Here is a 25,905-nt window from a genome sequence, read left to right as displayed (position 1 = left end):
CGTGAATGCGCTCGGAAGCGCTGCGAGACGAGGAGCCGGAACGCGCGGCCCGGGAAGCGGGGCGCTGTCCGGCCTGCGGGCGGCGGAACCAGGGCGCGTGCCCCGAGTGCGCGCAGTCCGCTAGGCCCCCGTCCGGCCAGTCGTCGATCCCTCCGGAGATCACGGGGGTCGTCCCCGTTGCCTTGCCTCGTTTCCCCGGCTACTGGACCCGCAGGACGCTGGGGCAGGGGGGCTTCGGCCTCGTCTTCGAGGCCGAGCCGGAGGGCGGCGGCGCGCGCGTGGCCATCAAGCTCGCGCGCGCCGATCGCCGCGGCGCCGCCGAGCGCCTCCGGGGTGAGGTCGAGGCGCTCTCAGCCATCGGCGCCCCCCACGTGCCGGCCGTGCACGCGTGGGGGGCGCTGGAGGACGGCTCGCCGTACGTGGTGATCGAGCACATCGCCGCGCCCACGCTCGCCTCCCGCCTCGCGGCGCGCCCCGCGCCGCAGCTCGAGGAGGCCGCCCGGCTCGGGCTCGCGACGCTCGCGACCCTCGAGGCCGTGCACGCGCGCGGCTACGTGCACTGCGACCTCAAGCCCGAGAACATCCTCGTCGATGAGGCGAAGGCGACCCTCATCGACCTCGGCATCGCCCGCGTCGTGGGGTGGCGTTACGACGGGCAGGACGAGGACCTCGCCGTGGGGACGGCTGAGTACATGGCGCCGGAGCAGTCGGCCGGGTGGCCCGATCTCGACGCGCGCGCCGACATCTACGCGATGGGCGTCATCCTGTACGAGCTCTTCGCGGGCCGGCCCCCGTTCTGGGGGCCGCGCGCGGCGGTGCTGGAGGACCATCGGAGCCGCAGACCGCCGCGCCTGTCGGCCAGCGCGGCCGTGCCGCAGGCCGTCGAGGAGGTGGTGCACCGCTGCCTGGCCAAGGAGCGGAGCGAGCGGTTCGCGAGCGCGAGCGAGCTCCGCGTGGCGCTGGAGCGCGCGCTCCGGGACGAGGTCGCAGCGAGCGCGCGTGAGGGGTCGCGCTCCGCGGCCGGCATCGAGCGCCGCGTGATGGGGCTCCTGTTCTTCGAGAGCGCGGCCGATCGCATCGCGGTGCAGCGCAGACTCCTGGCGCTCGGCGGCGAGCTCGCGCACGCCTCCGGCGCTCGTTACGTGGGCGTCTTCGGCCAGGAGGGGACGGCGAGCCCCGCGCGCCGCGCGCAGCGGGCGGCCGACGAGCTCCTGCGACGCGGGCTGTGCACGCGGGTCCTCATCGATCTCGCGCCTGTGTCGATCCAGGCGCGCCCGGACGGGACGCGGCGGTTCCTGAGCCCGCTCTTCTCGCGCGCCGAGCGGTGGCCGTCCGCCGCCGGGCCGCTGGGGCCTTTCCTCACGCCCGAGGCGTCGGCCGCGCTCCCCGAGCCGTCGCACGCCGCGGTGGGCGACGAGCTCCCGCCGGGCATCGAGGACCAGTCGCGGGACGCGACGCGCCCCGGCGGGTTCGTCGGCCGTCGCGACCTCCTCGAGCAGCTCATGCAGAGCGCTGACGAGGCGCTCTGCATGAAGAAGCCCACCGTCGTCTCGGTGACGGGCGGGCCCGGCCACGGGAAGAGCCGCCTCTTCGTCGAGCTCGGCAAGCAGCTCCGGGAGCGGCTGCCGCACGCCCGGATCATCGAGCTGCGCGGGCAGGAGCCCACGAGCGGCGCGTCGGACGCGACGCTCCACGAGCTCGTGCGCAAGGCGCTCTGCGTGCCGGAGCAGCCCCCGGAGAGCGGCGCCCGCGGGGCGCTCCCGGAGTCGCTCGGCGCCGTGCTCGGCGAGGAGCTCCGCTTGGGGCTGGCGATGGCGCTCGGATGGGTGGACGAGCAGACGGGCGTCGACATCTTCCCCGAGCTCGAGGCGCTCCGGGCCGCGCCCGGCGCGCTTCGCTCGGCGCGCGTGCGGGCGGCGGGCGAGTGCCTGCGCCAGTGCGCGGCCGCGTCGCCCGTGATCGTCCTCCTCGACGACGCGCACTTCGCCCACGACGCGACGCTCGCTGCGCTCGAGTACGCGGCGCTCGGGGACGAGGCCACGCCGCTGTGGATCTGCGCGATGGGGCGCCCGGCGTTCGCCGAGGCGCACCCCTCGTGGGGCGAGCGCGCCGCACGACACGAGGCCCTGCGGCTCGAGCCGCTGGACGACGAGAGCGCGCGGGCGCTGTGCCGGCGGCTGCTCCTGCCGGCGCGGGACGTCCCGGAGCCGGCGATCGATCGCCTGCTCGAGCGCTCGCAGCGGGTGCCGCTCTTGCTCGTGGAGCTCGTGCACGGGCTCAAGCGCGAGGGGATCCTGCGCCGGCACCTGCGGGGCGACGCGTGGTACCTGGCGACCGACGAGCTCGAGCGCCTCCCCGTGCTGCCGTCGCTCGATCCGCTGGCGCAGGCGGAGATCGCGGCGCTCGGGCCGGCGCTCGGGGCGCACGCGCGGCTCGTCTCGCTGCTCGGCGCAGAGGTGTCGATCGACGAGATCGCGGGCGTGTTGCGCCAGCTGGATCTCCGCGGCGACGGCGCGGCCTTCCCGCTCGATGCGCGCATCGGGACCGAGCGGCTGCTGAAGGTGGGCGTGCTGGTCGGCGATCGGAAGGACCGGCTGCGCTTCCGCCACGCGCTGGTGCGGGAGGCGGTCGCGCAGGACGTCGCCGAGGCCGAGCGGCGGCGGATCCACCTGGCGGCGTACGAGCACCACCGCGAGGCGGCCCACGAGGGCCGGGAGCAGCGGCGGCTCAGGATCGCGCACCACGCGGCCGAGGCGGGGCTCGCGACGGTCGCGGAGGACGCCTACCTGGAGCTCGCCGAGCGGGCGCGGGCGCGGCACGCCTACGTGGAGGCGGAGCTCTACTACAGCCGGGCGCTCGCGCAGCCTGTCGAGGCGCCTGGGGTGCGGCGGAGGAAGGCGTACCGGGGCCGGGGGCTGATGCGTTACCGGCTGGGCCGCTACCACGACGCGCTCGGGGATTTCGATCGCGGGCGCGCGATGGCGGTCGAGGAGGGCGACGTGATCGAGCAGATCGAGATCCTGCTCGACGAGGCCACGGCGCTCGACTGGATGGACGACTACGGCCGATCCAAGCAGCGCGTGGAGGACGCGAGGGCGCTCGTCCGCGGCGATCTGCCGCCCGCGCTGGCAGCGCGGCTCGCGATGGGCGAGGCGCGCTCGCTGCACCGCGATGGCCGCGAGGAGGAGGCGACGCAGCAGTTCGAGCGGGCGGCGGCGCAGGCCGAGGCCTTGGGCGATGAGGGGTATGAGACGCTGGTCGTGTCGCTGCTCCTCTTGGGCTTCATCTACCCGGGCCGGGGGAAGCTCGACGAGGCAGGCGCGGTGCTGGATCGAGCGCTCCGCATGTGCGAGGAGCGCGGCGATCTCTTGCACCTCGCATCGGCGATCAACGGCCGGGCGCTCCTGCGGGCCTGTCGCGGCGACAACCCGGGGATGATCCTGGATTTTTGTCGACTGCTCACCATCTCGCGCGAGCTGGGCCTCGGGATCATGGAACTCGTGAGCGAGTTCAACCTGGGAGAGTACCTTTATCTGATGGGCAATCTGGATACGGCGATGCTGCACGTCGAGCGGGCCGTGTCGCTGGAGCGCCAGCGTCGGGGGGAGGAGCCGCGGTCGGTGGTGCAGCTCCTTCAGGCGAGGCTGCTCCTTTACCAGGCCGAAGAGGGCAGGGCGCGGGAGATCATCGAGACGATCCGGGCTCAAGCTGCCGAGGCGGCCGCGGCGGGGCGCGAGTACACGGCGATGACCCCCGCGGAAGAGGTGCAGTGGTCGATGATCGACCTGGCGACACGCGACGCGAGCGCCGAGGAGTGGGACGAGCTGGAGGAGCGGTCTGCCCGGTTCTCCGTCGGGCAGGAGCAGATCGAGGTCATCGAGGCGCGCGCGCGGGCCCTCGCGCGGTGTGGTCGTCACGCGGAGGCGGAGGCGGCGCTCGAGCGGGCGATCGAGGTAGCCGGGCGGATCCCCAATGTCATGCGGGAGCGGCTCGAGCGGCAGCGACGCCGCTAGGCCCGATGCTCGGCGAGCCGCCCACGCCGGCTCGTAATCCACGAACCCACCGCTGAGCGTAAAGCTCGGCCCCCGCGCAGCCCCGTCCTCACCGCGGGACGGCCTCCGCGGCGCGGCGCGGTGGGTCCTCGCGGTGGGAGACGCCCGTGACGGCGCCCTTTGCGCCCGGATGCGCAGCGGGACCGCCCGTCGCGTCGAACAGGGCGAGCGCCCTCGTATAATCGAGCGCCGCCCCCGCGGTGTCGCCCCGCTCGCAGCGCAGATCGGCGCGCGCGTGGAGCACCGCGGCCTGGCCCGCGCCGTCCCCGAGCTCCTCGAAGAGCCGCAGCGCATCCTCGTAGTCGCGCTGCGCGCCCGGCAGCGCACCCCTCTGGCGGCGCAGGTCGCCGCGCGCCTTGAGCACGGCGGCCTCGCCGCGGCGATCTCCGCTGTCCCGGTACAAGAGGATCGCATTGCCATAGTCGCGCGCCGCGAGCGCCGTCTGCCGCTCTCGCAGGCGCAGGTCGCCGCGCGCCTGCCACGTGCGCGCATGGGTCTGCTCGCACCCGAGCGCCCGGAGGAGATCAGGCTGCGCGAGCACCTCGCGCGCGGCGCGGGCGTGGGAGCTCGGGCCGCGACGCTCATCGCGGCTGCTCGGCGGGGGCGAGCGGAGCTGGCTGAGGACGCGCTCCTCCACGCCCTCGAGGATGTAGAGCGCGCGATCGTAGTCGCGTGCGGCGCCCGCGAGGTCCCCCTCCCTGAAGCACAGATCGCCCTGCGCCTTCAGCACGTTGGCCTCGCCCAGGCGATCGCGGCAAGCCCTGAGGAGCGTGAGCGCGCACCCGTAGTCGCTCGCCGCCCCCGCCAGCTCGTCCTGGTCGAGCCGGAGGTTGCCGCGCGCGAGCAACCCCATCGCCTCTCCGGCCTTGTCCGACGCCGCCTTGAACAGCGACAGCGCCCGCTCGTGATCGCGCGAGGCGGCCGCGAGGTCCCCCTGCCGCCGGCGCACGTCGCCGCGGAGCAGGAGCGCCGTCGCCTGGCCGCGCCCGTGCGTGGCCGCCTCGAACGCGGCGAGCGCTTCGCTGTAGTCCGCGACGGCGGCCTCGAGCGCGCCCTCGCCGAGGCGCCGGTTGCCGCGCGCGAGCAGCTCCTTTGCGCTGCGGAAGACCTCGTCGTCGGCCGGCGGCGAGCTCCGCGCCGCCGCGCGCTGCGCGTTCGCGCGCACCGCCTTGCGGAGGACGTCGCGGTGACCCGGGCGGCCGCGCTCGCGAGCGGCCGGCGTCGCGCGGAGCGTCCCGAAGGTGCCGCGCCGCTTGCTCGCGAGCTCGGAGCGTCGCGCGCTCTCGAGCGCCGCGAGCGCGCGCTCGCGCAGCTCCGGGAGCGCGTCGCCCGAGAGCCGCGCCGCCTCGTCGAGCAAGCGCTGCTGGAGCTCGGCCGGCAGCCCGAGGTCCACCACCGTGCAGGCATCGACGAGCGCTCGTGCCAGCACCTCGGCGCCGCGCTCGCCGTCCCGGAACGGCGCGAGGTCGAGGGCCGCGAAGAGCTCGCAGGCGACGCGCCGGCGTGACGCCGCCTCCGGCCGCCCCTCGACCGCGGCCGTCCAGAAGAGCAGCGCCTGCATCGCGTCCGCCGAGCCCCGGTGGAGCGCATCCCAGCGCCTCGCGTCGGCCGCCGCGTCCTCGCGGGCCGCGGCGCGCACGGGGGGCGTCATCGTGAAGGTCTGCGAGCCCTGCTCGAGCGACACCACCCGCCCATGCACGAGCAGCTGGAGCGGCCGCGCAGCGGAGGGCGCCGGCTTCCCCGCCGCGGCGGCGACCACCTCCAGCGGGACGCCCGTCGGAGGCAGCACGGCGAGCGCATGCACCACCCGGCGCGCCTCCTCGCCGAGCGACTCCAGCGCGTCGCCGAGCACCGCACCCACGATCTCCCCCTCGGGTCCCCCCGGATCCAGCTGCGCTGCGTTCTTCCGCAAATACACCTCGGCCGACATCCCCGTCCGCCGCAGCGTGGCTGCGGCGATCTCGATCGCGGCCGGCAGATACCCGAGCGCAGCGACGAGCGCGTAGGCCCACTGGACCTCCGCAGCGGGCGGCGCGTCCGTCCCCCATGCACCCTGGGAGAGGACGGACATCGCAGCGGATACGGAGAGCGCCGAGACGCTGAGCTCGGGCGTCTTCCGATCTCCGGACGTGGAGCGGAACCTCAACATATCGCCTCTGTCATTCCAGAAGAGCTGGTTATCCGAGCAGGCGCCGTCCGGCTCTCGGCCCGCGGCGACATGCCTGCTGGCCCCCAATCAGCCTGGAGATTGCTATGTCGAAGCCTGTGTCGAGGAGCTTAGCGCGGCGCGCGACAGGCTCAACGGCCTTCCAGGTTTTCACGCGATCCCCGCGGCGAATTCGCGGCGAACCAGCCCGCGCTGGCACGCGTCCGGCAACGGCTCGCCGATCATGGGAAAGCGCGTTCGACGAAGCGGAACGACGGGATCCTGCGCCGGACGCTCGCTCCTCGTCGCCGGCTCGTATGTCCCGCGGTCGGGTCGAGGAGAGAAGATCTTGCCCATCTCCGCGGGCCCTGCGGCGAGGTGGGCTGCTCGGGCGGAAGGCCGTGGGCGTGAGATCCGGGTCGGAGACGAGATCCTTTATGTGACCGAGACGGGCACCGGCAAGCCCGCGGTGCTTCTGCCCAGCATGCTGATCGACGGCGCGACTTACCGGCCCACGGTCGAGGCGATGGCGCGCCACGCGCGGGTGCTCGTCGTGGAGCTGCCCGGCTCGGGCCGCGCCTCGCCGCTCCGCGCGCCGTGGACCCTGGAGCGGTATGCGCGCTGCGTCGCCGAGGCCTTGCGGGCTTTGCGCCTCGAGCGCGTCACGCTGATCGGCCACTCGCTGTCTGGCGCCGTGGCGCTGGTCGTCGCGGCGCTGTACCCCGAGCGGCTCTCCGGGCTCGTGCTCGTCGATTCCATCGGATTCAACCCGCCGGGCTCGGTCCTTTCGCTCGTCCTCGCGCGCGCGGCCGAGGTGGCGCTGGCGCCTCGCTTCATCGCGCGGGGGGCGCCAGCTCTCCTCCATAACCTGCTCTTCCACACGCGGAGCGCGCTGAGCCTCCTGCGGATCGCCGCGACCGCGGATCTGAGCTGCCATGCGGCGCGCGTGCGCGTGAGGACGCTGCTCGCCTGGGGCGCGCGCGATCTCACGGTGCCGATCGGCTCGGCCCTCGCCATCCAACGCTTGATCCCCGACTCGACCCTTGTCGTCTCCTCGAAGGGAAACCACGACTGGATCGTGGAGCGACCAGCCGAGTTCGCGGACGCGGTGGCGAGGTTCATGGCTGGCAGCGGCGGAGCCGCCTGAGCAGGGGGTATCGGGGAGCGCCGCCATGCGCTACCCTCGCCATGCCGTTCTTCGGCGTGAACCTCAAGGAGCATGGCGCGCGGCGCGAGCCGAGCCGCCATAGCAGGGAGCGGGGCTTGACTGGTTTGTGGCGCCTGCTGGAACAGGCCGCGAGGTGGGCGCGGCTCGCGATCCCGCTCCTCGCGCTCCTCGCGACGATGGCGCTGTGCCTTCCCGCCCGCGGCGAAGCGGCGGGCCCGGGCGGCGCGGCCGCAGCGGGGACCCCGGCGCCGCCGGGCCCGCGACCGCTGCCGCCGATCCCCGGCGCGGGGAAGGTCACCGTGGTCGCGATCTCCGGGACGATCGATCTCGGCCTCTCGCCCTTCCTGGAGCGCATCGTCGCCGCCCAGGGGGAGGGCGACCTCCTCGTGCTCGACATCAGCACGCTCGGCGGCCGCATCGACGCCGCGCTCGCCATCCGGGACGCGCTGCTCCGGGCGCGCGCCCGCACGGTGTGCTGGGTCAACCCGCGCGCCATCTCGGCCGGAGCGCTCATCTCGCTCGCCTGCGATGTCATCGCGGTCGCCCCCGGCGCCACCCTCGGCGCGGCGACGCCCGTGCAGATCGGCGAGGGAGGCGAGATGAAGCCTGTCGCCGAGAAGGTCGTGTCCTACATGCGGAAGGAGATGCGCGCGACCGCGGAGGCGAAGGGGCGGCGCGGCGACATCGCCGAGGCCATGGTCGACGCCGATGTGGAGGTCCCCGGCCTCGATGAGAAGGGGAAGCTGCTCACGCTGGACGGCGCGCAGGCGCTCGCGTGGGGCGTCGCCGAGGTGCAGGCCGGCAGCGAGGCAGACCTCTTCGGCGCCCTGGGCCGCGCCCAGCCCGCGGAGATCACCCGCCCGCGCCCCAGCTTCGCCGAGCAGCTCGCGCGCTTCCTCTCGGATCCCACGCTCTCCGGGGTCCTCATGACCCTCGGGATGCTCGGCATCCTCCTCGAGCTCTACGCGCCGGGCCACGGCGTCTCGCTCGCCGTCGGGCTCTCGTGCCTCGCGCTGTTCTTCTTCGGGCACCACGTCGTGAAGCTCGCCGGCTGGGAGGAGCTCGCGCTCTTCGCCGTCGGCGCGATCCTCATCGCGGTGGAGATCTTGGTCCCGGGGCACGTCGTCCCTGGGGTCGCGGGCGCCGCGTGCGTGGCGAGCGCCCTCCTCCTTTCGCTCCTCGATCTCGAGCGCGTGCCGGTCGACGTCGCCTGGCACGCCGGCTGGCTGCCGCGCGCCCTCGCCTCGGTGTGCGGCTCGCTCGCGGCGACGGCGGCGCTCGCCGTGGCCGCCGCCCGCATCGCGCCGAGGACGCGCTTCGGGCGCCGGCTCGTCCTGGACGCGGCGATCCGCGGCGTCGCCGTCGGAGGGCCTCCCGAGGTCTCCGCGGCGCCCGCGTCGCTCGTGGACCGGCTCGGCACGGCCGCGACCGATCTGCGCCCCTCGGGCAAGGTCGCGCTCGACGGCCGCCGCGTGGAGGCGCTCTCGGAGCTCGGCTACGTCGAGGCCGGCGCCCGCGTGCGGGTGATCCGCGCGGAGGGGGGCCGGGTCGTCGTGAGGGCGATCGCGCGCGGCGCGGACGAGGAGCGCGGAGCGTGACGCCGGCGCTGCTCGTCGTCGCGCTGCTCGTGGCGGGGCTCGTGCTGCTCGCCATCGAGGTGCTGGTCATCCCCGGCGTCGGCCTCGTCGGGGTCCTCGGCGGCGCCGCCGTGCTCGGCGCGGTCGCGCTCGCATGGGCGTCGCTCGGGATCGGCTACGGCCTGCTCGCCCTGGGCGCCGGCGTCTGCGTGACGGGGCTCCTGTTCTGGGCTGTCCCGAGGACGCCTGTGGGCCGCAGGATGGTGCTGCTCGAGACCCAGCGGAGCGGGCGTGGCCCGGACGCGCGGCTCGCCGCGCTTGCCGGCAAGGAGGGCAGGGCGCTCACGCCGCTCCGCCCCGCCGGCACGGTCGAGATCGAGGATCGCGCGGTCGATGTCGTGACCGACGGCCTCTACGTGGAGGCCGGCACGCCTGTGCGGGTCGCGAGCGTGGAGGGGAACCGGGTCGTCGTCGAGCCGCGCAAGCCCTAGAGCGCGCGAGAGGCGGCCCTTCACGGACAGGGACGGGTGGAGAGGGATATGGAGATCATCTCGGTCATCGTGATCGGCGGGCTCGTGCTCGTCGCCATCGTCGCGACGCTGTACATGGTGCCGCTCCGGCTGTGGATCGCCGCGCAGGCGTCGGGCGCCGGGGTCTCGATGCTCACGCTCATCGCGATGCGCCTGCGCCGGGTGCCGCCCGATCAGATCGTCAACGCGCGGATCAGCGCCGTGAAGGCGGGTCTCGAGGAGGTGTCCGTCGACATGCTCGAGGCCCACTACTTGGCCCGCGGCCGGGTGGAGGCGGTCGTCAACGCGCTCATCTCGGCGGGCAAGGCGGGGATGGAGCTCGATTTCTCGCGCGCGGCCGCCATCGATCTCGCCGGCCGCAACGTGCTCGAGGCGGTGGCGATGTCGGTGAACCCGCGTGTCATCGAGACCCCGAAGGTCTCGGCCGTGGCCAAGGACGGTATCCAGCTGCTCGCGATCGCGCGCGTGACCGTGCGCGCCAACATCGATCGCCTCGTCGGCGGCGCGGGCGAGCAGACGGTGCTGGCCCGCGTCGGCGAGGGCGTCGTCTCGACCATCGGCTCGGCCGACGACTACAAGCACGTCCTCGAGAACCCCGATACCATCTCGAAGAACGTGCTCAAGAAGGGCCTCGACGCGGGCACGGCGTTCGAGATCCTCTCCATCGACATCGCCGACGTCGACGTCGGCTCCAACATCGGCGCGAAGCTCCAGACGGAGCAGGCCGAGGCGGACAAGCAGGTCGCGCAGGCCAAGGCGGAGTCGCGCCGCGCGCTGGCGGTCGCGCAGGAGCAGGAGATGAAGGCCAAGACGCAGGAGATGCGGGCGAAGCTCGTCGAGGCGGAGTCGACGATCCCGCTCGCCGTCGCGGAGGCGCTCCGCACGGGCAAGCTCGGCGTCATGGACTACTACAACATGCGCAACGTCATCGCCGACACCGAGATGCGCCAGGGCATCGCCGGCACCACGGGGGGCAAGCCCGATCCCGTCGGGGAGTCGTGAGGTGCCGCCGCGCGACCCGCCGAGCCCGCTCCTCGCGTGGCTCGGCCGCCGCGACGCGCTCGTGCGGCGCTTCGTCCTGGCCGAGGTGCTCGGCCCGCCCCGGGCGCTATCGCCGCGCTCTGCGCGGCCGGAGAGCCGCGCGGCCGGAGGGCCGCGCCCCGACGACGCTGGACGGGCGCCATGCGTGACATCGACCTCGAGAAATACGTCGGCGCCCTCATCGGAGTGATCTGGGCGATCGTCAAGCTCGCGAGCCTGTACGGGGGCGTGCAAGCCAGGCGCGCCGAGCGCGCTGCGCGTGCCGTCGCGCGGCTCGGCGACGCGGACGCCCCTCGGGGCGATACGGCGCCCATCGGTGTCGCGCGGGGGAGCGACACGGGGCTCGTTGATGTCGCGCGGGGGAGCGATACGGGGCTCGTTGATGTCGCGCGGGGGAGCGATACGGGGCTCGTCGATGTCGCGCCCCCGAGCGCTGCGCCGTGGGCGGGGATGCCCTTCGGCGCCCCGCGCGCGCCCGACGCCGACCGGCTGCGCGGGGTGCTCCTGCGGCTCGCCGAGCTCGAGCAGAGCGCCGCGGCGCTCGGCGAGATGGTGCGCCATGAACGGGCGAACCGGCGCTTCACGGACGTGCTCCTCGGGGCCGTCCCGCACGAGATCGGGTCCCTGCGCGCCGCCGTCGACGCGGGCCTCACGGCGCGCGAGGCGGAGTCCGCGGCGGACCGCATCGAGCTCGTCGTGGGCGAGATCGCGGTGCTCGTGCGGCAGCGCCGCGACCCATCGCTCCTGCCCGAGCTCGGCGACGCGGACGCCCTCGCCGACGCCTGCTACGCCCCCGTGATCGCGTTCGCGCGGGCGGAGGGGCTGCCGCTCCGGAGCGGAGCGCCGGCCACGCAGCTCACGGATTTCGATCTCGCGATCTGGACGGGCTTCATCCCGACGTCGATCGCGCCCATCTTCCTCCCTGTCGATTTCTTCTCGACCCCGCTGCGCTGGCCGGCGCTCGCGCACGAGATAGGGCACGATTTCCTGGCCTCGGTCGACGGCCTCGAGCCGGCGCTGCGCCGCGAGCTCGGCCTGGGGGGCGAGCGGGCGCGCCCGCCCGCGCTGGACGGCGATCGCGTCAAGGCTCCCGAGCTCCGGCGGGTGTTCGGCGTGTGGTTCGAGGAGATCTTCTGCGACGTCTTTGGCACGCTCATGTTCGGCCCCGCCTACGTGCTCACGATGAGCGAGCTGTTCTTCCAGGAGGACGAGCCGTACGCGTCGATCGCCGTCCAGACGGACGTGACCGGCGCGCGTTATGACGAGCACCCTCCGCCCCACCTGCGCGTGCTCATCGGGTGCATGGTCCTCGAGCGGGGCGGGCTCGACGAGGACGCGCGCGCCCTGCGGGAGGCGTGGGCGCGCCGCCACGCCGAGGTGAGCCTCGATGACCTGCTCTTGCCCGTGAGGGGGGCGTGGCGCCCGTTCCCGCTCTCGCCCTTCGCCAGCATGGCCGCGTGGATCGTGGAGCGCCTCTATGCCGGCCCGCTCACCGCCCTGTCCGGCTTCGGTCTGCAGGACATCAGCGGGCTCGACTACGGCCCGCACGAGCGGCAGGAGGCCTCGCGCGCGCGCGACGCGCTGCTCGCCGGCCGGGTCCCCGCCGTCCTCGACGCCCGGGCGCTCCTCGCGGGCGCGGTCCTGGCGGCGCATCATGAGCCCGCGCAGTCGCTGTCGATCCTCATCAAGGCGCGCGCTGCGATCCCGGCGCTCGGCACGAGCGAGCGACGGCCCGACCCGTTCGGGTCGCGCCTCGACGCGTCCCGCGTCACGCTGGACCGCCGCGCCGTGACGGAGGCCCTGCTCTTCCGGGAGGTCCTGCTGCCGCCGCGAGCGCGTCGCGCCCGCCGCCGCGCCCGCCTCTAGAGCGAGCGACGGTCACCCGCTTCGGATACGGGCCCATCTCGACGTTTTCGGTGCTCAGCGCACTGGAGTGCGCTTGCGCGCCGAAAACGCCGATCTGGGCCCGTCTCCTGTGCGGGAGACCGTCGCTCGGCGGGGCTTGTGACAGGAGAAAAGGGGCGGGGGGCGGATACCGCCGTGGAGCGGGAGCGGGGCGCGGCGCGGGTCAGATGGCGTCGAGCTCGGCCGCGGCCTGCGGGGGGTGGGCCGTCTGGATCGTGGGCGCCCGCGGCGCGGCGAGGCTGCCCGCCGTGATCAGGGGCAACGGCGCCCGCGGCGGGGGGAGGCTCTCCGAGCGGAGCTTCATGAGCTCCTCGCGCTGGTGCTTCCACACGGTCCGGTAGCGGAAGAACGGCACGGCCGGGTAGAGGTGATGGATCAGGTGATACGTCTGCCCGAAGAGCAGCACGTTGAACAGCGCGCTGTCGACCGCGCGCGTCGCGCTGTACCGGTCCTGCGCCGCCGTGATCTCGTGGGGGTAGTGAGGCAGGTAGTCGAAGGCGAACGCGAGGAAGAAGATCGCCAGCCGCGCCGGCAAGATCCAGTAGAGGAGCGCGAGCTCGCCGTAACCGAGCCCGAAGGCCAGGGCCACGAGGGCGAGCATGGCCGCGAGCGACGCGACCGTCTCGATCCGCTCCGCGCGCTTCTGCGCGCGGTAGGAGCGCAAAAATAGATAGTAGTAGTGGAGATCCTGTGTCGCCCAGCGGAGCGGCAGGACGTACCACGGGCCGCGCCCACTCCAGTAGTCGGGATCCCGATCTGCCTCGTTCGTGTGCTTGTGATGCTCGAGGTGGAAGTGACGCACCGCCAGGAACGGCGCCACGAGCAGCAGCCCGGACAGCCGCCCGATCACGCCGTTCAGCAGCGCGGAGCGCGCCAGCGACCGATGCGCGGCCTCGTGCATCGGCGTGAAGGCGGCATACGCGGCGACGGCCGCTGCGAGCACGGCCGGCACGGTCGACACCCAGCCCGCGACGCCCGCGTAGACGGCCGTCGCCCAGAGGGCGTACGACCCCGCGAAGAGCGCCACCGTCGGCCACTCGATCGTCCGGGTCTGCAGCAAGCCGCTGTCGAGCGGCAGGACGCTCCAGAGGGCCGGCCGCCCGGAAGGTCTCCCCGACGGCCTTCCCGAGGGCCGCCCCGACGGCCTGCCCGAGGGTCTCCCCGACGGCCTTCCCGAGGGGCGGCTCGGGCCATTCTCGTCGTTGCTCCTCGTGAAACTCCAGACGGCTGGCCGCCCCGATGGACGACTGAGTCGGTTCTCGTCGTTGTTCATGGCGCTCAAAACTCCCGGGGGAAGCTTCGGATCTTCACGTTGGTGACAGCGGACGGTGTACGCCGGATCAAGCGCAAACGAACGTTCGACCACTCGGGACCGTTCCACGGATGGCACCGAGAGGTCGTCAGGGGTGAGCGACCTCCAGAGCGAGGCCGTCCACGGCCATTCTCTCGGACGAACAGGGGAGCGCCACGGGCGGTTCCACTGCGAGAGAAGGCGGGAGACGCTCGCAGACGAGCACGAATCCAATCTAGCAGCCTAGCAACAGGAGCACAACGGGACTTTCGGAGCGTCGCGTTGGGCTTTCTGGTTGGCTGGATTCCAGAAGCAGCGTCGTTTGTTTCGGTTTGTGACGGTTGCGGCCGTTACGAGCGTTGCGACAGTTGCGACAGTTGCGACAGTTGCGACCGACGCAACCGTTGCGTCGGTTTGCGATGACGTCGTCCTCCTGCGTCAGCCTGCGTTGGTTTGCGGCGGCGTGCGTGAGCTGGCGTTGGCGCCGCTGCCTTTGTCCGAGGAACAGGCCCGGAGGCGCCGTTCTGACGCTGACATCACGGCGCGCGTCAGAACAGTGCGCTCGGCACATTCCACTAGACATGGCCGTATGTCGAGGCGTTGCCGTCCCGCAGCATGGCGCTCACCTCGTGGGCACAACCCCATGCCAGCGTGTATCCCGAACCGCCGTGGCCGTAGTTGTGGATCACGCGGCCTTCACGCTCGAGCCGCACGGTGCTCCGATAAGGGCGCAGCCCGGCACGTGAACCGAGCAAGCGGCCCGGTCTGAGCCCGGCCGCGCGCACCCGCTGGAGCATTGCGTCAGCGAGCTCGGGATCAGGCGTCAACGGGCGATCATCGGGCGACGGGATGAAACAACCGCCAATCACGATCTCGCGACGCCTTGGGATGACATAGACGAGCGCCGATTCGTCCCTTTCATCACCCAGTGCGACATCTGGGTGGATCTCGCCCGGTTCGACGATCGCTACCTGGCCATAGACGCCGATGAGCTCGCTGTCGCCGGTGAGCGCGCGCGCCCCGAGCCCGGTGCAATTCACGACGCAGTCGCCCTCGACCTCGGCGAGCGATCGCACGTGCTCGGTGCGCACTGGACAGTCGAGCTGCGCCTCCAGCCAGGGCAGGTGCAACGATGGCTCGATGCGCGGCGCCGTGAATCGCAGGCTGTACGGCGCGCCCAGCGGGTGGGGTCCAGGCTCGAGCGCGAGGTCCGGGACGCTCGGAGCCCACCACGGCAGGCGCGTGTCGTCCTCCGCCTCGCGCGCGGTCAGGAGATCCACACCCGCCTCCGGGTGTTCGTTCGCGATGCGCGTGAGTTCATCGAGGCTCCTCGAGGACCACGCGTTGACGCGCTCGGGCGGGTTCGCCAGGAAAGGATGCCACAGCGCGGCCGCGACCGCGGACGTCGTGCGCTCGCCGCGCGCCGCTGCGATCACCTGCACCCGGTGGCCGTCGCGCTGGAGGACGACCGCCGTGGTCAACCCGATCACCCCTGCGCCCACGACGGTGATCCGCCGCGCCTGAGCCTGGCCCCTCGATGACGCCACGATCGCGCGCTCTAGCACGCCGCGCCTCACCGTCGACATCGCACACCACGCCCGGCGTCGAATCCCGTCTCGCGGACGTCCAGCGACGTCCGGCTGCGTCCAGCGACGTCCGGCTGCGTCCAGCGACGTCCCGTGATGTTCCGCGACGTCCCGTGATGTCCGATCTACAGTGATTTCCGCCCAGCGCTGCACCATGCCGCTCTAGCGCGCGCAGCGGGCGCCGATGTTGTTTACGCGGTCGATGGGATAGCTGAAGTCGCGGTTGCCTGCGCGCACGTCCGCCGCCGGCGCGCGGTAGCTCCCGCCGCGGGTGACCCGCGTCGCGTCGCGATCGCCGTCCACGCGATGCACGCAGTCGATGCACGGCGTGGGGGGCGCATCCCGCCACCAGTCCATCGTCCACTCCCACAGATTGCCGGCCAGATCCGAGTGCCCCCATCGCCCGTCGCCCCGCGGCTTCGACCCGACCGGCAGGATGTCGCTCAGCGCGCAAGCCCCCGCGGCGCTCCCATCCCCGGTGCAGCTGTACGACGCGCGATCGCCGTCGATCTCGGAGCCCCAGGGGTAAGGTCGATGCTCGTCGCCTCCCGCTGCCGCATAGTTCCACTCCGCCTCCGAGGGCAGGCGGCCGCCGTCCCACGCGCAGAACGCGAACGCCTCGAACCAGGTGATGCAATTGATCGGCAGCTCCTCGTTCGCCCCGGGGGCGTCGGTCCACGTCCAGAGGCGATCGCCATTGCACTGCAGCGCCGCCTTCAACGCCGCGGTGTTCGGCGCGAGCCGCGTGTTCCACCCCGCGACCCACCCGCTGCCGTTGACGTGGGGGTGCCGGCCAGCGCCGATGGCCGGCGGGCTCTCCTGGACGCCCTGCCCGGCATCCACGAACGCTCGGAATCGCCCCACCGTGATCTCGTACTTGTCCAGGCGGAAGTCGCTGACGGCCGCGGGGAACGAGTCGTCCGTGCTCGGCGTCCCGTCGTAGCCCCTCAGGAAAGTGCCACAGGGGACCATCCTGTTGCCGCAGCAGCTCGCGTCGCCCGGCCCGCAGCTGTCCCCTGCGCCCGGCCCGCCCCCCGCGCAGCTCGGAGGCATGACCATCACGTCCATCGATCCGCACGTGTTCGGGCATCCCGGCTCCCCGCACTCGCACGCCATGCCGCCCGCGCACGTCACGCAGTCCCCGGTTCCGTCGCACTGCGCGCTGCCGTCTGCCCCGCAGGGTGTCCGCGCCGGCCTCGGCCGCTCCGCACACTCGCCCTCGCTGCACACCGCTTCCATGCAGGCGCCCTGCGCTGGCGGGCAGTCCTCCGCCGGGTCGACGCAGCTGTCTGTCCCGCCGCCGCTGCTGCTGCTCGCGCCGCTGCTGGTGGCGTCACTGCTGCTGGCGGTGTCACTGCTGCTGGTGGTGGCACCGCTGCTGCCACCGGACCCGCTTCCACCGCTCCCGACGTCGTGGTCACCAGGGAAATCACGCACCTTCGGGCTGCAACCCGAGACGAGAGAGGTGGCCACGATGAGCGCCAATGTTCTCATGTACGGCATCATACGCGACCGGGCGCACCCCCGTCGCTGTTGATGCCGGACCGGCACGGAGCGTTGCAGCGCTCGACCCGCGCCGGGCGCGCCGGCCTCCGGGTGGCCGGCGCGGCGGCCACCGTTCCATCGACGGCGAACGCCGCGCTGCGTGCGCTGTGGCCCCGTTCGCGCCTCGCCAGCGCGGCACGGCGGCTGGACGGCGCCTGGAGCTCCGTTACTTGTGCTGCCCGGAGCCGCTCGCGGCCCCGCCATCCCCGGCGCGCCGGCCCGGCTCGATCTGGCCGACGTCGCGGACAGCGCCGTTGGCGGCGCTCGTGGCCATCAGCGCGTACGCCCGCAGGGCAGGGGAGACCTTCCGATCACGGTTCGGCCTGAACGCATCGGCGCCGCGCGCCTCGGCGGCGCGGCGGCGGCGATCGAGCTCCGCCTCGCTGACGAGGACATCGATCGTCCGGGAGGGGATGTCGATGCGGATGCGGTCGCCCTCCTCGATGAGCCCGATGGTCCCGCCCTCGGCCGCTTCCGGCGAGACGTGCCCGATGCTCAGGCCCGACGTCCCGCCGCTGAACCGGCCGTCGGTGATGAGGGCGCACGCCTTCCCGAGCCCCTTCCCCTTCAGGAACGACGTCGGATAGAGCATCTCCTGCATGCCGGGGCCGCCCTTCGGCCCCTCGTAGACGATCACGACCACGTCGCCCGAGCGGATCTGGTTGTCCCAGATCGCGTCGCACGCCGCCTCCTGCGAGTGGAACACCCGCGCGGGCCCCTCGAACTTCCAGATCTCGGGATCGACGCCGGCGGTCTTCACGATGCAGCCGTCCACCGCGATGTTGCCGTAGAGCACGGCGAGCCCGCCCTCGCGGCTGTACGCGTGATCGACGTCGCGGATGCAGCCCTTCTGGGCGTCATCGTCGGTGTCGGCGAAGTACTTGTCTTGCGAGAACGCGACCGTGGTCGGCACGCCGCCCGGCGCGGCCAGCGAGCGCTTCTTCGCGGCGGCCGTCGCCGTGGGGCGGCGGATGTCGTTCTCGTCGATGGCCTCGCCCAGCGTGCCCGTGTGGACCGTGCCCACCTGCCGGTGGATGAGCCCAGCGCGATCGAGCTCGCCGAGGATCGTCAGCACGCCGCCCGCGCGGTGCACGTCCTCGACGTGGTGATGCGACGACGGCGCGACCTTGCAGATGTTGGGCACCTTGCGCGACATCCGGTCGATGTCCGCCATCTTGAAGTCCACCTGCGCCTCGCGGGCGACCGCCAAGATGTGGAGCACCGTGTTCGTCGAGCCGCCCATCGCGATGTCGAGCGCCATCGCGTTCTCGAACGCCTCGAACGTCGCGATGCTCCGCGGCAGCACCGAGGCGTCGCCGTCGACGTAGTGCCGCTGCGCGAGCGCGACGACGCGCTTCGCCGCCGCCTCGAAGAGCTCCCAGCGCGCCGCGTGCGTCGCCAGCAGCGTGCCGTTGCCGGGCAGCGCGAGGCCGAGCGCCTCGTTGAGGCAGTTCATGCTGTTGGCCGTGAACATGCCGGAGCACGAGCCGCAGGTCGGGCACGCGGACCGCTCCATCGCGGCGAGATCCGCGTCGGTCACCTTGTCGTCGCTCGCGGCGATCATCGGATCGATGAGGTCGAGCTTCCGGATGAGGGGCTTGCCGTCGCGGTCGTGCGTCCCGACGAGCTTGCCCGCCTCCATGGGACCGCCCGACACGAAGACGGTCGGGATGTTGAGCCGCATGGCAGCGAGGAGCATGCCGGGCGTGATCTTGTCGCAGTTCGAGATGCACAGCAGCGCGTCGGCGCAGTGCGCGTTCACCATGTACTCGACGCTGTCGGCGATGAGCTCCCGGCTCGGCAGCGAGTACAGCATGCCGGCGTGGCCCATCGCGATGCCGTCGTCGATGGCGATGGTGTTGAACTCGACGCCCCACCCGCCCGCGGCGTCGATGACCTTCTTCGCCCGCTGCCCGACGTCGTGGAGGTGGACGTGCCCCGGAACGAACTGCGTGAAGCTGTTGGCGATGGCGACGATCGGCTTCTCGAAGTCCGCGTCCTTCATGCCGGTGGCGCGCCACAACGCGCGCGCCCCTGCCATGTTGCGCCCCTGGGTGGATGTACGACTGCGGTATCCGGCCATGCCAGGAACCTACTCCGTTCCGGCCCTCGCGCCTAGCCGGCAGGCGGGGCCGGCGCTCGTGGGACCACCGCGCCCGCCGCGCCCGCCGCGCGCTGCGTGCGCTGCATCCACGAGCGGCGAGGTCGTTCGAGCGGCCAAGGCGGCGCGCTCACCAGGTCTCTCGGGGCTTTGCCTCGCGACTCCGGGCGTCACCGCAGCCCGGGGCAGGCCCTCCGGTCATCGGCCTCGTGGCTTGGACCACCGATCCACGGCGACCATCGCGGCGCCGAGCCCGTCGATGTAGGTGCCGTGCCGGAACGTCGCGCGCTTGAGCGCCACGACCAGCGTGGCCAGGAGCTCGCGCGCCTCGTCTCGTTCTCGCCGCAGGTCCTGGACCTCATCCCGCGACGGCCGGTTGACGACCGCAGCTTGCCCCGCGTCGTTCGTGCCTGTCTGACTCGCTCTCTCGGACATGGGTCTGATCCTCCCATATCAAGTTAGCGCCGCGTCGGCCGCATCATCAACCTCCACAGGAGGTATTTGAATGGGTGTTCGTATCCCGGCCCACGTCAGCTCAGGAGCGCGCGGCGAGGGTGACGAGGCCGCGCGCGATCTCGCGATGGATGACGCGGAGTCCTGCCGCGTCGAGCCTGTCGCAGACCCAATCGGGGGAGAGGCGCAGCTTGCGATAGAAGCTCGCTGACAGCGTCCACCGGCCGTCGTCTCGGCTGCGGGTGTGAACGAGATCGTGCACCTTGACGGTCTCGGGTTCGTACTCGAGGAAACAGGTCATGATCACATCTGCCGAGTCGTGTACTGGGATGAACCGGTCGACCCCTTCGAGCTCGCGGGTGAGGTCGCGGAACGTGAGCACGAGATGGCCGCCGGGCGCGAGTCGCCGGGCGCAGCCGGCGAACATCCGCTCCACGTCCGATTTGCTGCCGAGGTGGGGGAGCGTGTCGCCCATGCACACGGCGAGCGCGCAGGGGGGCCCCGAGCGCTCCAGCGCGTCCAGGAGATCCTCTCTCACGATCTCGACGGCGAGCGGCCCGCGGCGCGCGTCGAGCTCGGTGAGGAGCCTGTCCGAGGTGTCCACGGCCGTCACCCTGAACCCGAGCTGCGCCAGCGCGATGGACTGAAAGCCGGAGCCGCACCCGAGGTCGATGGCCTCGGGGGCGGCTCCGGACGGGCCTTCGGAGCGCAGGCCGAGGCGCTCGAACAGCGCCCGCTGCTCGGCGACCTTGGCGTCGTAATCCCCGAACATCCTCGAATAGTGCTCGGCGAGGAGCGTGTCGTAGTGAGCGGCGACCGTGGGCATGGGCTTTGTTCCTCCGCGGCCATCCTACAGCCGCAGGGCCCGCCGGCGTCGGCACACATGGCCAGATGGCGCGCCGGCGCCGGCACACATGGCCAGACGGCGCGCCGGCGCCGGCACACATGGCCAGACGGCGCGCCGGCGCCGGCACACATGGACGCTCGGGCGTGCGCCCTGCGCCGGCGCGCGTCACACATGCGCGCACGGGGGCGCACCAGAATCGATTGCGTCCGAAAATTTCTGCTCTGCTTTGACGAAGACATGATATCTTGGTTGAAACGCGACTCTTACTCCGACATCGATTTTCGGGTCGGCGGTGTTGGAAGGCACCGGGAAGGTTCCCGGAGCGAGGTTGGAGAGGGAGAGGTCGCGCTGCTGTGCGCAGCTGGTTTGGTCGGACGGGTGAGAATGAGGCACGGCGGGCTTGGACCGAGCCAGCCTGTCGCTCGCGTGGGTGTTTCGCTCTTCGAGAGCGCGCCTCGCGAAGCGCGCTGATGGACCTGTCGGAGAACCAGCGAGGCGAGCCGGAGAGCCCAGGCAGGCGGTCAGGCCGGGCAACCAGGCAGCCGGAACGACGGGCGAGCCAGAACGACAGGCAAGCCAGATGACCTGGTGAGCTCAGGCGAGCCGCGCCGCACTCCTGTGTGCGCCGCGCAGCCGGAGCCCGGTCGGCCTCTCGCCGAGGCGGCCAGCACCGGAATCTGAGCGAGGCGCGCCAGACGCCCAGGGACGAAGCGGACGAGCCGCCGACGATGAAGGTGAAGCTGCGCGGCGCGCGGGAGCAGCCACGGCTGGGCGCCGGTGATACGGGCCGCGCCGGGGACACCCGCGATGATGACGGATGCGGATGCGGATGATGCGGATGTGGATACGGATGTGAATGTGGATGAGCGTGTGGCCAATGGTTCATGATCGCAAACCCCCGTCGAGATCGAGAAATGAGTTGCGGAGGGGGCCAGTCTGCGTCACGATGAGAAGTTTTGTAACTGCGGTGTTTGCGAACCTGCGTAGTTCGCGCGGGTCGTGGGATCGCTTCGAAGTAACGAAGGAGCGTGGTGCATGAAGACGGTTGGTGATTGGCTCTCCAGGTGCTCGCGATCGCTCGTCGCCGCGGGCGCGGCCGCGCTCCTCTCCGCCACGCCGACCGCGGCCTCGGCAGAGCACCCCGCCACGCCGCGGCAGGCTGCGCCGGCGGCTGCCGGCGCCGAGAGCGCGCCTACGGCAGAGCCCGCCTCGGCCTCCGGCGCGGGCGAGTGGGAGAGCTACTCCGTCGAGGTCTACGGCAGGCTGGTCTCGCGCACGGGGAAGGTCGCGACCCTGCTGCCGCTCGTCTCCACGACCGAGAAGCCGGTCGTCGCGGGGACCAAGGCGGTGCTCTTCCGCAAGGTCGAAAACCCCGACGGACCGAGATCCTCGAAATGGGTCGAGATCGCCAGGGTGACCATGAAGAAGATCGAGTCGACCGGCAACATGCAGCTCACCATCGACTCGGAGCAGCAGGCGCCTCCCGGCGAGAAGGGCAAGACGCCGGGCCACTTCGTGAAGGGCGCCAGGCTCAAGCTCGCGATCCAGTAGCCCGGCGTCGCGCCGCGGGCGTGAGCCGGGTCGCACCGCTCCGAGGAGGACCGGCGCGGGCGCCGCGAGCGGTGGCGGTGGGAGGGAGTCGGCGCGGGGCCGCGCGGCGCGGGTCGCCGCCGCCGAATGTCGCCGCCGTCGCACGACATTTTGAAACGCGGCGCCTCATCGTTGATAGAGTCGGCTTGCGGAGACGAGCGACGACGATGAACGCCCTTCGATCCTGGCTCTCGCAACTGAACCGCCCCGAGGTGACAGAGTTCGCCGTGGCGACCGGGCGCATGCCCAGCGTCAAGGTCTCGGGCGCCTTCCAGGCCGTCGATCCCGGCGCCCTCTCCACGGAGGACATCCTCATGCTCCTCAGCGCGCTCGGCGGCGGCCGCCACGTCGAGGCCCTCGGCGCGAAGCCGTCGCAGTGGCACATCCGCATCGAGGGCATCGGCGCCATCTCCGTCGTGGCCGCGCGCCAGGGTGACCTCGTGCACGCCCGCATGACGCGGATGCAGTCGTCCGCCGCGTCGGGGACCGCGGCCGCCGCCGCGCCTCCCGCCCGCCCCTCGCAGCAGTTCTCCATGCGGGAGCACCTCGCGCCCGAGGAGGGGCAGCGCCCTCCGCCGCGCGAGGCGGACGCGAAGCGCACGAGCTCCTCGGAGGTCGCGCTCGACCTCCGCTCCCCGCCGCCGCCCGCAGAGCCCCGCGCCAACCGGCCCTCGGTGGCTCGCTTCGAGGCGCGCGCCGACGATGCGCCGGCCGCCGAGCGCGCCGCGCCGGCCGCCCGCCCGTCATCACCGTCCCCGGAGCCCCGCGCAGCCGCGCGCGCGGTCGCGGCGGGCGGGCGCGCGCGGCCCTCCTCCGCCGAGGTGCCGTCGACAGCCCTCGACGGGCTGCTCGCCATGGCGCGCGATCAGGGCGCGAGCGATCTCCACCTCGTCGCCGGCCGCCCGCCGCTCCTGCGTGTGGCGGGCGAGCTCATGCCCCACGGCGAGCCGCTCGACCCGGCGGCCGTCGAGTCCCTCCTCTTGCCGCGCGTCCCGGCGCGCCTCTCGCCGGTGCTCGAGGCCGAGGGCTCCTGCGACTTCGCCCTCGAGCTCGGCGCGCTCGGCCGCTTCCGGGTGAACATCTCGCGCCACCGGCAGGGGTACAAGGGCTCGTTCCGGCTGATAGCGCGCAGCATCCCGACCCTCGCGTCGCTCGGCCTGCCCGACGCCATCGGGCTCGCCACCCGCCACCACCAGGGCCTCATCGTGATCACCGGGCCGACGGGCCACGGCAAGACCACGACGCTCACCGCGATCATCGATATCCTGAACCGCGAGACCAGCCATCACATCATCACGGTCGAGGATCCCGTCGAGTTCGTCCACGCGCGCGGCAAGGCGATGATCAGCCAGCGCGAGGTCGGCACGCACACCCGCTCCTTCGAGAACGCCCTCAAGGCCTCGCTGCGCGAGGATCCCGACGTCATCGTCGTCGGCGAGCTCAGGGACACGGCGACGGTCCGCATGGCGCTGGCCGCGAGCGAGACTGGCCACCTCGTCCTCGGCACCATGAACACCCCGAGCGCGGCGAAGACCATCGATCGGCTGATAGACCTCTTCCCGCCCGGCGATCAGCAGCAGGTGCGCGTCACCCTCGCGGGCGGCCTCCGGCTCATCGTCAGCCAGCGGCTCCTGCCGAGCGAGGGCGGCAAGCGCATGGTCGCCGCCGCCGAGGTCCTGCCCGGCTCCGTCCCGCTCTGGAACCTCATCCGCGACTCCAAGACGTTCCAGATACCGAGCCTCCAGCAGCGAGGGAAGGGCCTCGGGATCATCCGCCTCGACGACTCGCTGGCCGAGCTCGTCCGCGCCGGCAAGACCACGCTCGAGGCCGCGCTCAAGGTGGCGGAGGCCCCCGAAGAGCTCGAGGCCGTCCTCGCCGGGAGGCGGCAGCCCATGCTCACGCCGGACAGGAGGCCGCCCGCCCCACCGCCCGACGCGTCGAAGTCCGCGCCCGTCGAGGCGGGCAAGGGCCTCTTCGAGCGCGCGGGCGCGCTCTTCGGGAAGAAGGGAGCGTAACGTGGCCCGGATCGACCGCCTCTTCGACGAGCTGCTCTCCAGGAAGGGCAGCGACCTGCACCTCGGCATCGGCTATCCGCCGCTCGTGCGCGCCCGCGGCGAGCTCCTCGCCCTGCGCGACACGCCCCTCGACACCGCCGAGATGGAGGCGCTCCTCTTCGAGATCACGACCCCCGAGGAGACGCGGCGGATCGTCGACGAGCTCGATCTCGACTTCGCCTATTCCTACGCGGACAAGGCCCGTTTTCGCGCGAACTACTTCTACAAGACCACCGGGCTCGCGGCCGTCTTCCGCACCATCCCGAGCAAGATCCTCTCGCTCGACGATCTCGGCTGCCCCGAGATCATCCGCCGGCTCTCCGAGCGGACGAGCGGGCTCATCTTGATCACGGGGCCGACCGGCTCCGGCAAGTCCACGACGCTCGCGGCGATGATCGATCACATCAACCGCTCGCGCGCCTGCCATGTCCTCACGATCGAGGATCCGGTCGAGTTCGTGCACAGCCCCATCAAGGCCCACATCACGCACCGCGAGGTCGGCCCCGACGCGGGCAGCTTCGCGAGCGCGATCCGCAGCGCCGGGCGCGAGGACGCCGACGTGATCCTGATCGGCGAGCTCCGGACCAACGAGACCATGAAGCTCGCCTTGCAGCTCGCGAGCTTCGGTGTCCTCGTCTTCGGCACCGTCCACACGAACAGCGCCGCCGCGACGATCGACCGCATCATCAACGCGTTTCCCGCCGACGAGCAGCTCCAGGTCCGCGGCATGCTCGCCGAGAGCCTCGCCGCGATCATCGCCCAGCAGCTGCTCCGCACGAAGGACGGCACGGGCCGCGTCGCCGCGCACGAGATCCTCGTCGGATCGAGCGCGCTGTCCTCGATGATCCGCGAGGGCAAGACGTTCCAGATCACGAACCTGATGCAGGCAGGCCGCTCCGCCGGCATGCAGACGATGGACATGGCCCTGGAGCGGCTCGTCAAGAAGGACACCATCTCGGTCCAGGCGGCGCTGGAGAAGGCGATCGACAAGGACAGCTTCCAGAAGCTCTTCTCCGACCCGCAGGGGCCGTGACGCAGAATCGAGCCGCGGAGACGCCAGGAGGAAGGCGGAGGGCGACTCCACCGCCGTCAATGTGCTGGCCGGCGCGTTGACGGTCGAGCGAGGGGCCGCGTATCCTCGCTGCACCGATCCAATGCAACCTTCGACACAGGACAGCGCGTCGCTCGACCTCGACGCCTACCTCGCCCGCATCGGCCATCGCGGCGCGCTCGCCCCCACGCGGGAGGTCCTCGACGCGCTCCACGCGGCGCACGTCTACTCCATCCCTTTCGAGAACCTCGACGTCCTGCTCGGCCGACCGATCCGCCTCGACCTGGCCAGCGTCCAGGCGAAGCTCGTGGGGGCGCGCCGCGGCGGCTATTGCTTCGAGCACAACACGCTGTTCGCCGCGGTGCTGCGCCGGCTCGGATTCAAGCTCACGACCCTCATCGCGCGGGTGCGGTTCCAGCGCAGCGACACGGGCCCTCGATCTCACATGCTGTCGCTCATCGAGCTGCCCGAGGGGCCGTTCATCGCGGATGTCGGCTTCGGCGGTCCGGGGCTCCTACAGCCGCTCCCGCTCGTCGAGGGCGAGGGCCGCGCGCGGGTGCTCGACGTGATCGGCTTGCGCCGGGAGGGCGCGTCATGGGTGCTCGTCTCCAGTGCGGGTGAGGCGTGTCAGGACATCTATGCGTTCACGCTCGAGGAGAACCTCCCGATCGACTACGAGGTGGCGAACCATTACACGTCCACGCACCCGAGCTCGCTGTTCGTGAACAACCTCATCGCGGCGCTCCCGTCGCCGGAGGGCCGGGTGACGCTGCGCAACCGTGAGCTGGGTATCTGGAGGAGGGACGGCGTCGAGCGCGTCCTTGTGCGCGACGACGCGCTCGTCGACGTCCTGAGAGAGCGCTTCGGGCTGGAGCTCCCGGCCGGGACGCGGCTCTCCTGCGCGGGCCTCGACAGCTGAAGCGACGGCGCGTCCTCCTCGGGGCCTGCCCGGGAGGCCGGGCGGGCGC

At 72.3% G+C, this 25,905-nt stretch carries 18 protein-coding genes; 11 read left to right on the top strand and 7 right to left on the bottom strand.

The genetic code is table 11. The annotated features are described in order from the left end of the window. Positions 1-5 precede the first annotated feature (5 nt). Positions 6-4,013, top strand: a complete 4,008-nt coding sequence (locus WMF29_RS28905) for a serine/threonine-protein kinase (protein WP_437323363.1) — start codon at positions 6-8, stop codon at positions 4,011-4,013. Between the two features lie 88 nt (positions 4,014-4,101). Here WMF29_RS28905 and WMF29_RS28900 read toward each other — a convergent pair whose 3' ends face one another. After that, positions 4,102-6,201 carry a hypothetical protein gene (locus tag WMF29_RS28900; protein WP_437323362.1) on the bottom strand — a complete coding sequence of 700 codons (2,100 nt, stop codon included), beginning with the start codon at positions 6,199-6,201 and terminating at the stop codon, positions 4,102-4,104. Positions 6,202-6,547: 346 nt separating this feature from the next. Between WMF29_RS28900 and WMF29_RS28895 the strand changes: the two genes are divergently transcribed. The 5 genes from WMF29_RS28895 (at position 6,548) to WMF29_RS28875 (ending at position 12,380) form a co-directional block, all read left to right on the top strand. Further along, entirely contained in the window at positions 6,548-7,345 is a 798-nt protein-coding gene (locus tag WMF29_RS28895; RefSeq protein ID WP_437323361.1) for an alpha/beta fold hydrolase, read from the top strand. A 41-nt stretch (positions 7,346-7,386) separates the two neighbouring features. Then, positions 7,387-8,964: an NfeD family protein gene (locus WMF29_RS28890; protein WP_437323360.1), complete on the top strand. Its 1,578-nt coding sequence runs from the start codon at positions 7,387-7,389 to the stop codon at positions 8,962-8,964. After that, complete coding sequence (locus WMF29_RS28885) at positions 8,961-9,434, top strand: NfeD family protein (protein WP_437323359.1); 474 nt, start codon at positions 8,961-8,963, stop codon at positions 9,432-9,434. The genes WMF29_RS28890 and WMF29_RS28885 overlap by 4 nt, the downstream gene beginning before the upstream one ends. A gap of 48 nt (positions 9,435-9,482) precedes the next feature. Beyond that, positions 9,483-10,475 (top strand): flotillin-like protein FloA, encoded by a 993-nt coding sequence (gene floA / locus WMF29_RS28880; protein WP_437323358.1) that lies wholly within the window; start codon positions 9,483-9,485, stop codon positions 10,473-10,475. Positions 10,476-10,655: 180 nt separating this feature from the next. Then, positions 10,656-12,380, top strand: coding sequence for a hypothetical protein (locus WMF29_RS28875; RefSeq protein WP_437323357.1), 1,725 nt, complete (start codon positions 10,656-10,658; stop codon positions 12,378-12,380). A gap of 202 nt (positions 12,381-12,582) precedes the next feature. On the opposite strand, the gene WMF29_RS28870 is transcribed toward WMF29_RS28875, so the two are convergent. The 3 genes from WMF29_RS28870 to WMF29_RS28860 all read right to left on the bottom strand — a co-directional run bounded on the left by WMF29_RS28870 (position 12,583) and on the right by WMF29_RS28860 (position 16,349). Continuing rightward, positions 12,583-13,479 (bottom strand): fatty acid desaturase, encoded by an 897-nt coding sequence (locus WMF29_RS28870; protein WP_437323356.1) that lies wholly within the window; start codon positions 13,477-13,479, stop codon positions 12,583-12,585. 806 nt (positions 13,480-14,285) lie between these two features. Then, a complete protein-coding gene (locus tag WMF29_RS28865) occupies positions 14,286-15,296 on the bottom strand; it encodes an FAD-dependent oxidoreductase (protein WP_437323355.1) in 1,011 nt (336 codons plus the stop codon). 162 nt (positions 15,297-15,458) lie between these two features. Continuing rightward, positions 15,459-16,349 carry a formylglycine-generating enzyme family protein gene (locus tag WMF29_RS28860; protein ID WP_437323354.1) on the bottom strand — a complete coding sequence of 297 codons (891 nt, stop codon included), beginning with the start codon at positions 16,347-16,349 and terminating at the stop codon, positions 15,459-15,461. Here WMF29_RS28860 and WMF29_RS28855 point away from each other — a divergent pair. Then, a complete protein-coding gene (locus WMF29_RS28855; protein ID WP_437323353.1) occupies positions 16,348-16,833 on the top strand; it encodes a hypothetical protein in 486 nt (161 codons plus the stop codon). The two genes, WMF29_RS28860 and WMF29_RS28855, sit on opposite strands and share 2 nt — an antisense overlap. A 174-nt stretch (positions 16,834-17,007) precedes the next feature. Here WMF29_RS28855 and ilvD read toward each other — a convergent pair whose 3' ends face one another. From ilvD to WMF29_RS28840, 3 genes are all read right to left on the bottom strand, one after another. Next, positions 17,008-18,924 carry a dihydroxy-acid dehydratase gene (gene ilvD, locus WMF29_RS28850; RefSeq protein ID WP_437323352.1) on the bottom strand — a complete coding sequence of 639 codons (1,917 nt, stop codon included), beginning with the start codon at positions 18,922-18,924 and terminating at the stop codon, positions 17,008-17,010. A 216-nt stretch (positions 18,925-19,140) separates the two neighbouring features. Then, positions 19,141-19,377 (bottom strand): hypothetical protein, encoded by a 237-nt coding sequence (locus tag WMF29_RS28845; RefSeq protein WP_272094263.1) that lies wholly within the window; start codon positions 19,375-19,377, stop codon positions 19,141-19,143. A 100-nt stretch (positions 19,378-19,477) separates the two neighbouring features. Further along, a complete protein-coding gene (locus WMF29_RS28840; protein ID WP_437323351.1) occupies positions 19,478-20,221 on the bottom strand; it encodes a class I SAM-dependent methyltransferase in 744 nt (247 codons plus the stop codon). Between the two features lie 1,056 nt (positions 20,222-21,277). Between WMF29_RS28840 and WMF29_RS28835 the strand changes: the two genes are divergently transcribed. From WMF29_RS28835 to WMF29_RS28820, 4 genes are all read left to right on the top strand, one after another. Then, positions 21,278-21,793, top strand: a complete 516-nt coding sequence (locus WMF29_RS28835) for a hypothetical protein (protein ID WP_437323350.1) — start codon at positions 21,278-21,280, stop codon at positions 21,791-21,793. Between the two features lie 206 nt (positions 21,794-21,999). Next, positions 22,000-23,847, top strand: a complete 1,848-nt coding sequence (locus WMF29_RS28830) for a type IV pilus twitching motility protein PilT (RefSeq protein WP_437323349.1) — start codon at positions 22,000-22,002, stop codon at positions 23,845-23,847. A gap of 1 nt (position 23,848) precedes the next feature. Beyond that, positions 23,849-24,919, top strand: a complete 1,071-nt coding sequence (locus WMF29_RS28825) for a type IV pilus twitching motility protein PilT (protein ID WP_437323348.1) — start codon at positions 23,849-23,851, stop codon at positions 24,917-24,919. A gap of 121 nt (positions 24,920-25,040) precedes the next feature. Next, the gene (locus WMF29_RS28820) at positions 25,041-25,856 is read left to right on the top strand and encodes an arylamine N-acetyltransferase family protein (protein WP_437323347.1); all 816 of its coding nucleotides are present in this window, start codon (positions 25,041-25,043) and stop codon (positions 25,854-25,856) included. Positions 25,857-25,905 lie beyond the last annotated feature (49 nt).

The organism is Sorangium sp. So ce381 (assembly GCF_051473845.1).
GTDB lineage: Bacteria > Myxococcota_A > Polyangia > Polyangiales > Polyangiaceae > Sorangium > Sorangium atrum.
The sequence above is the reverse complement of the archived record's forward strand: the minus strand, read 5'-3'. Positions and strand labels throughout refer to the sequence as shown.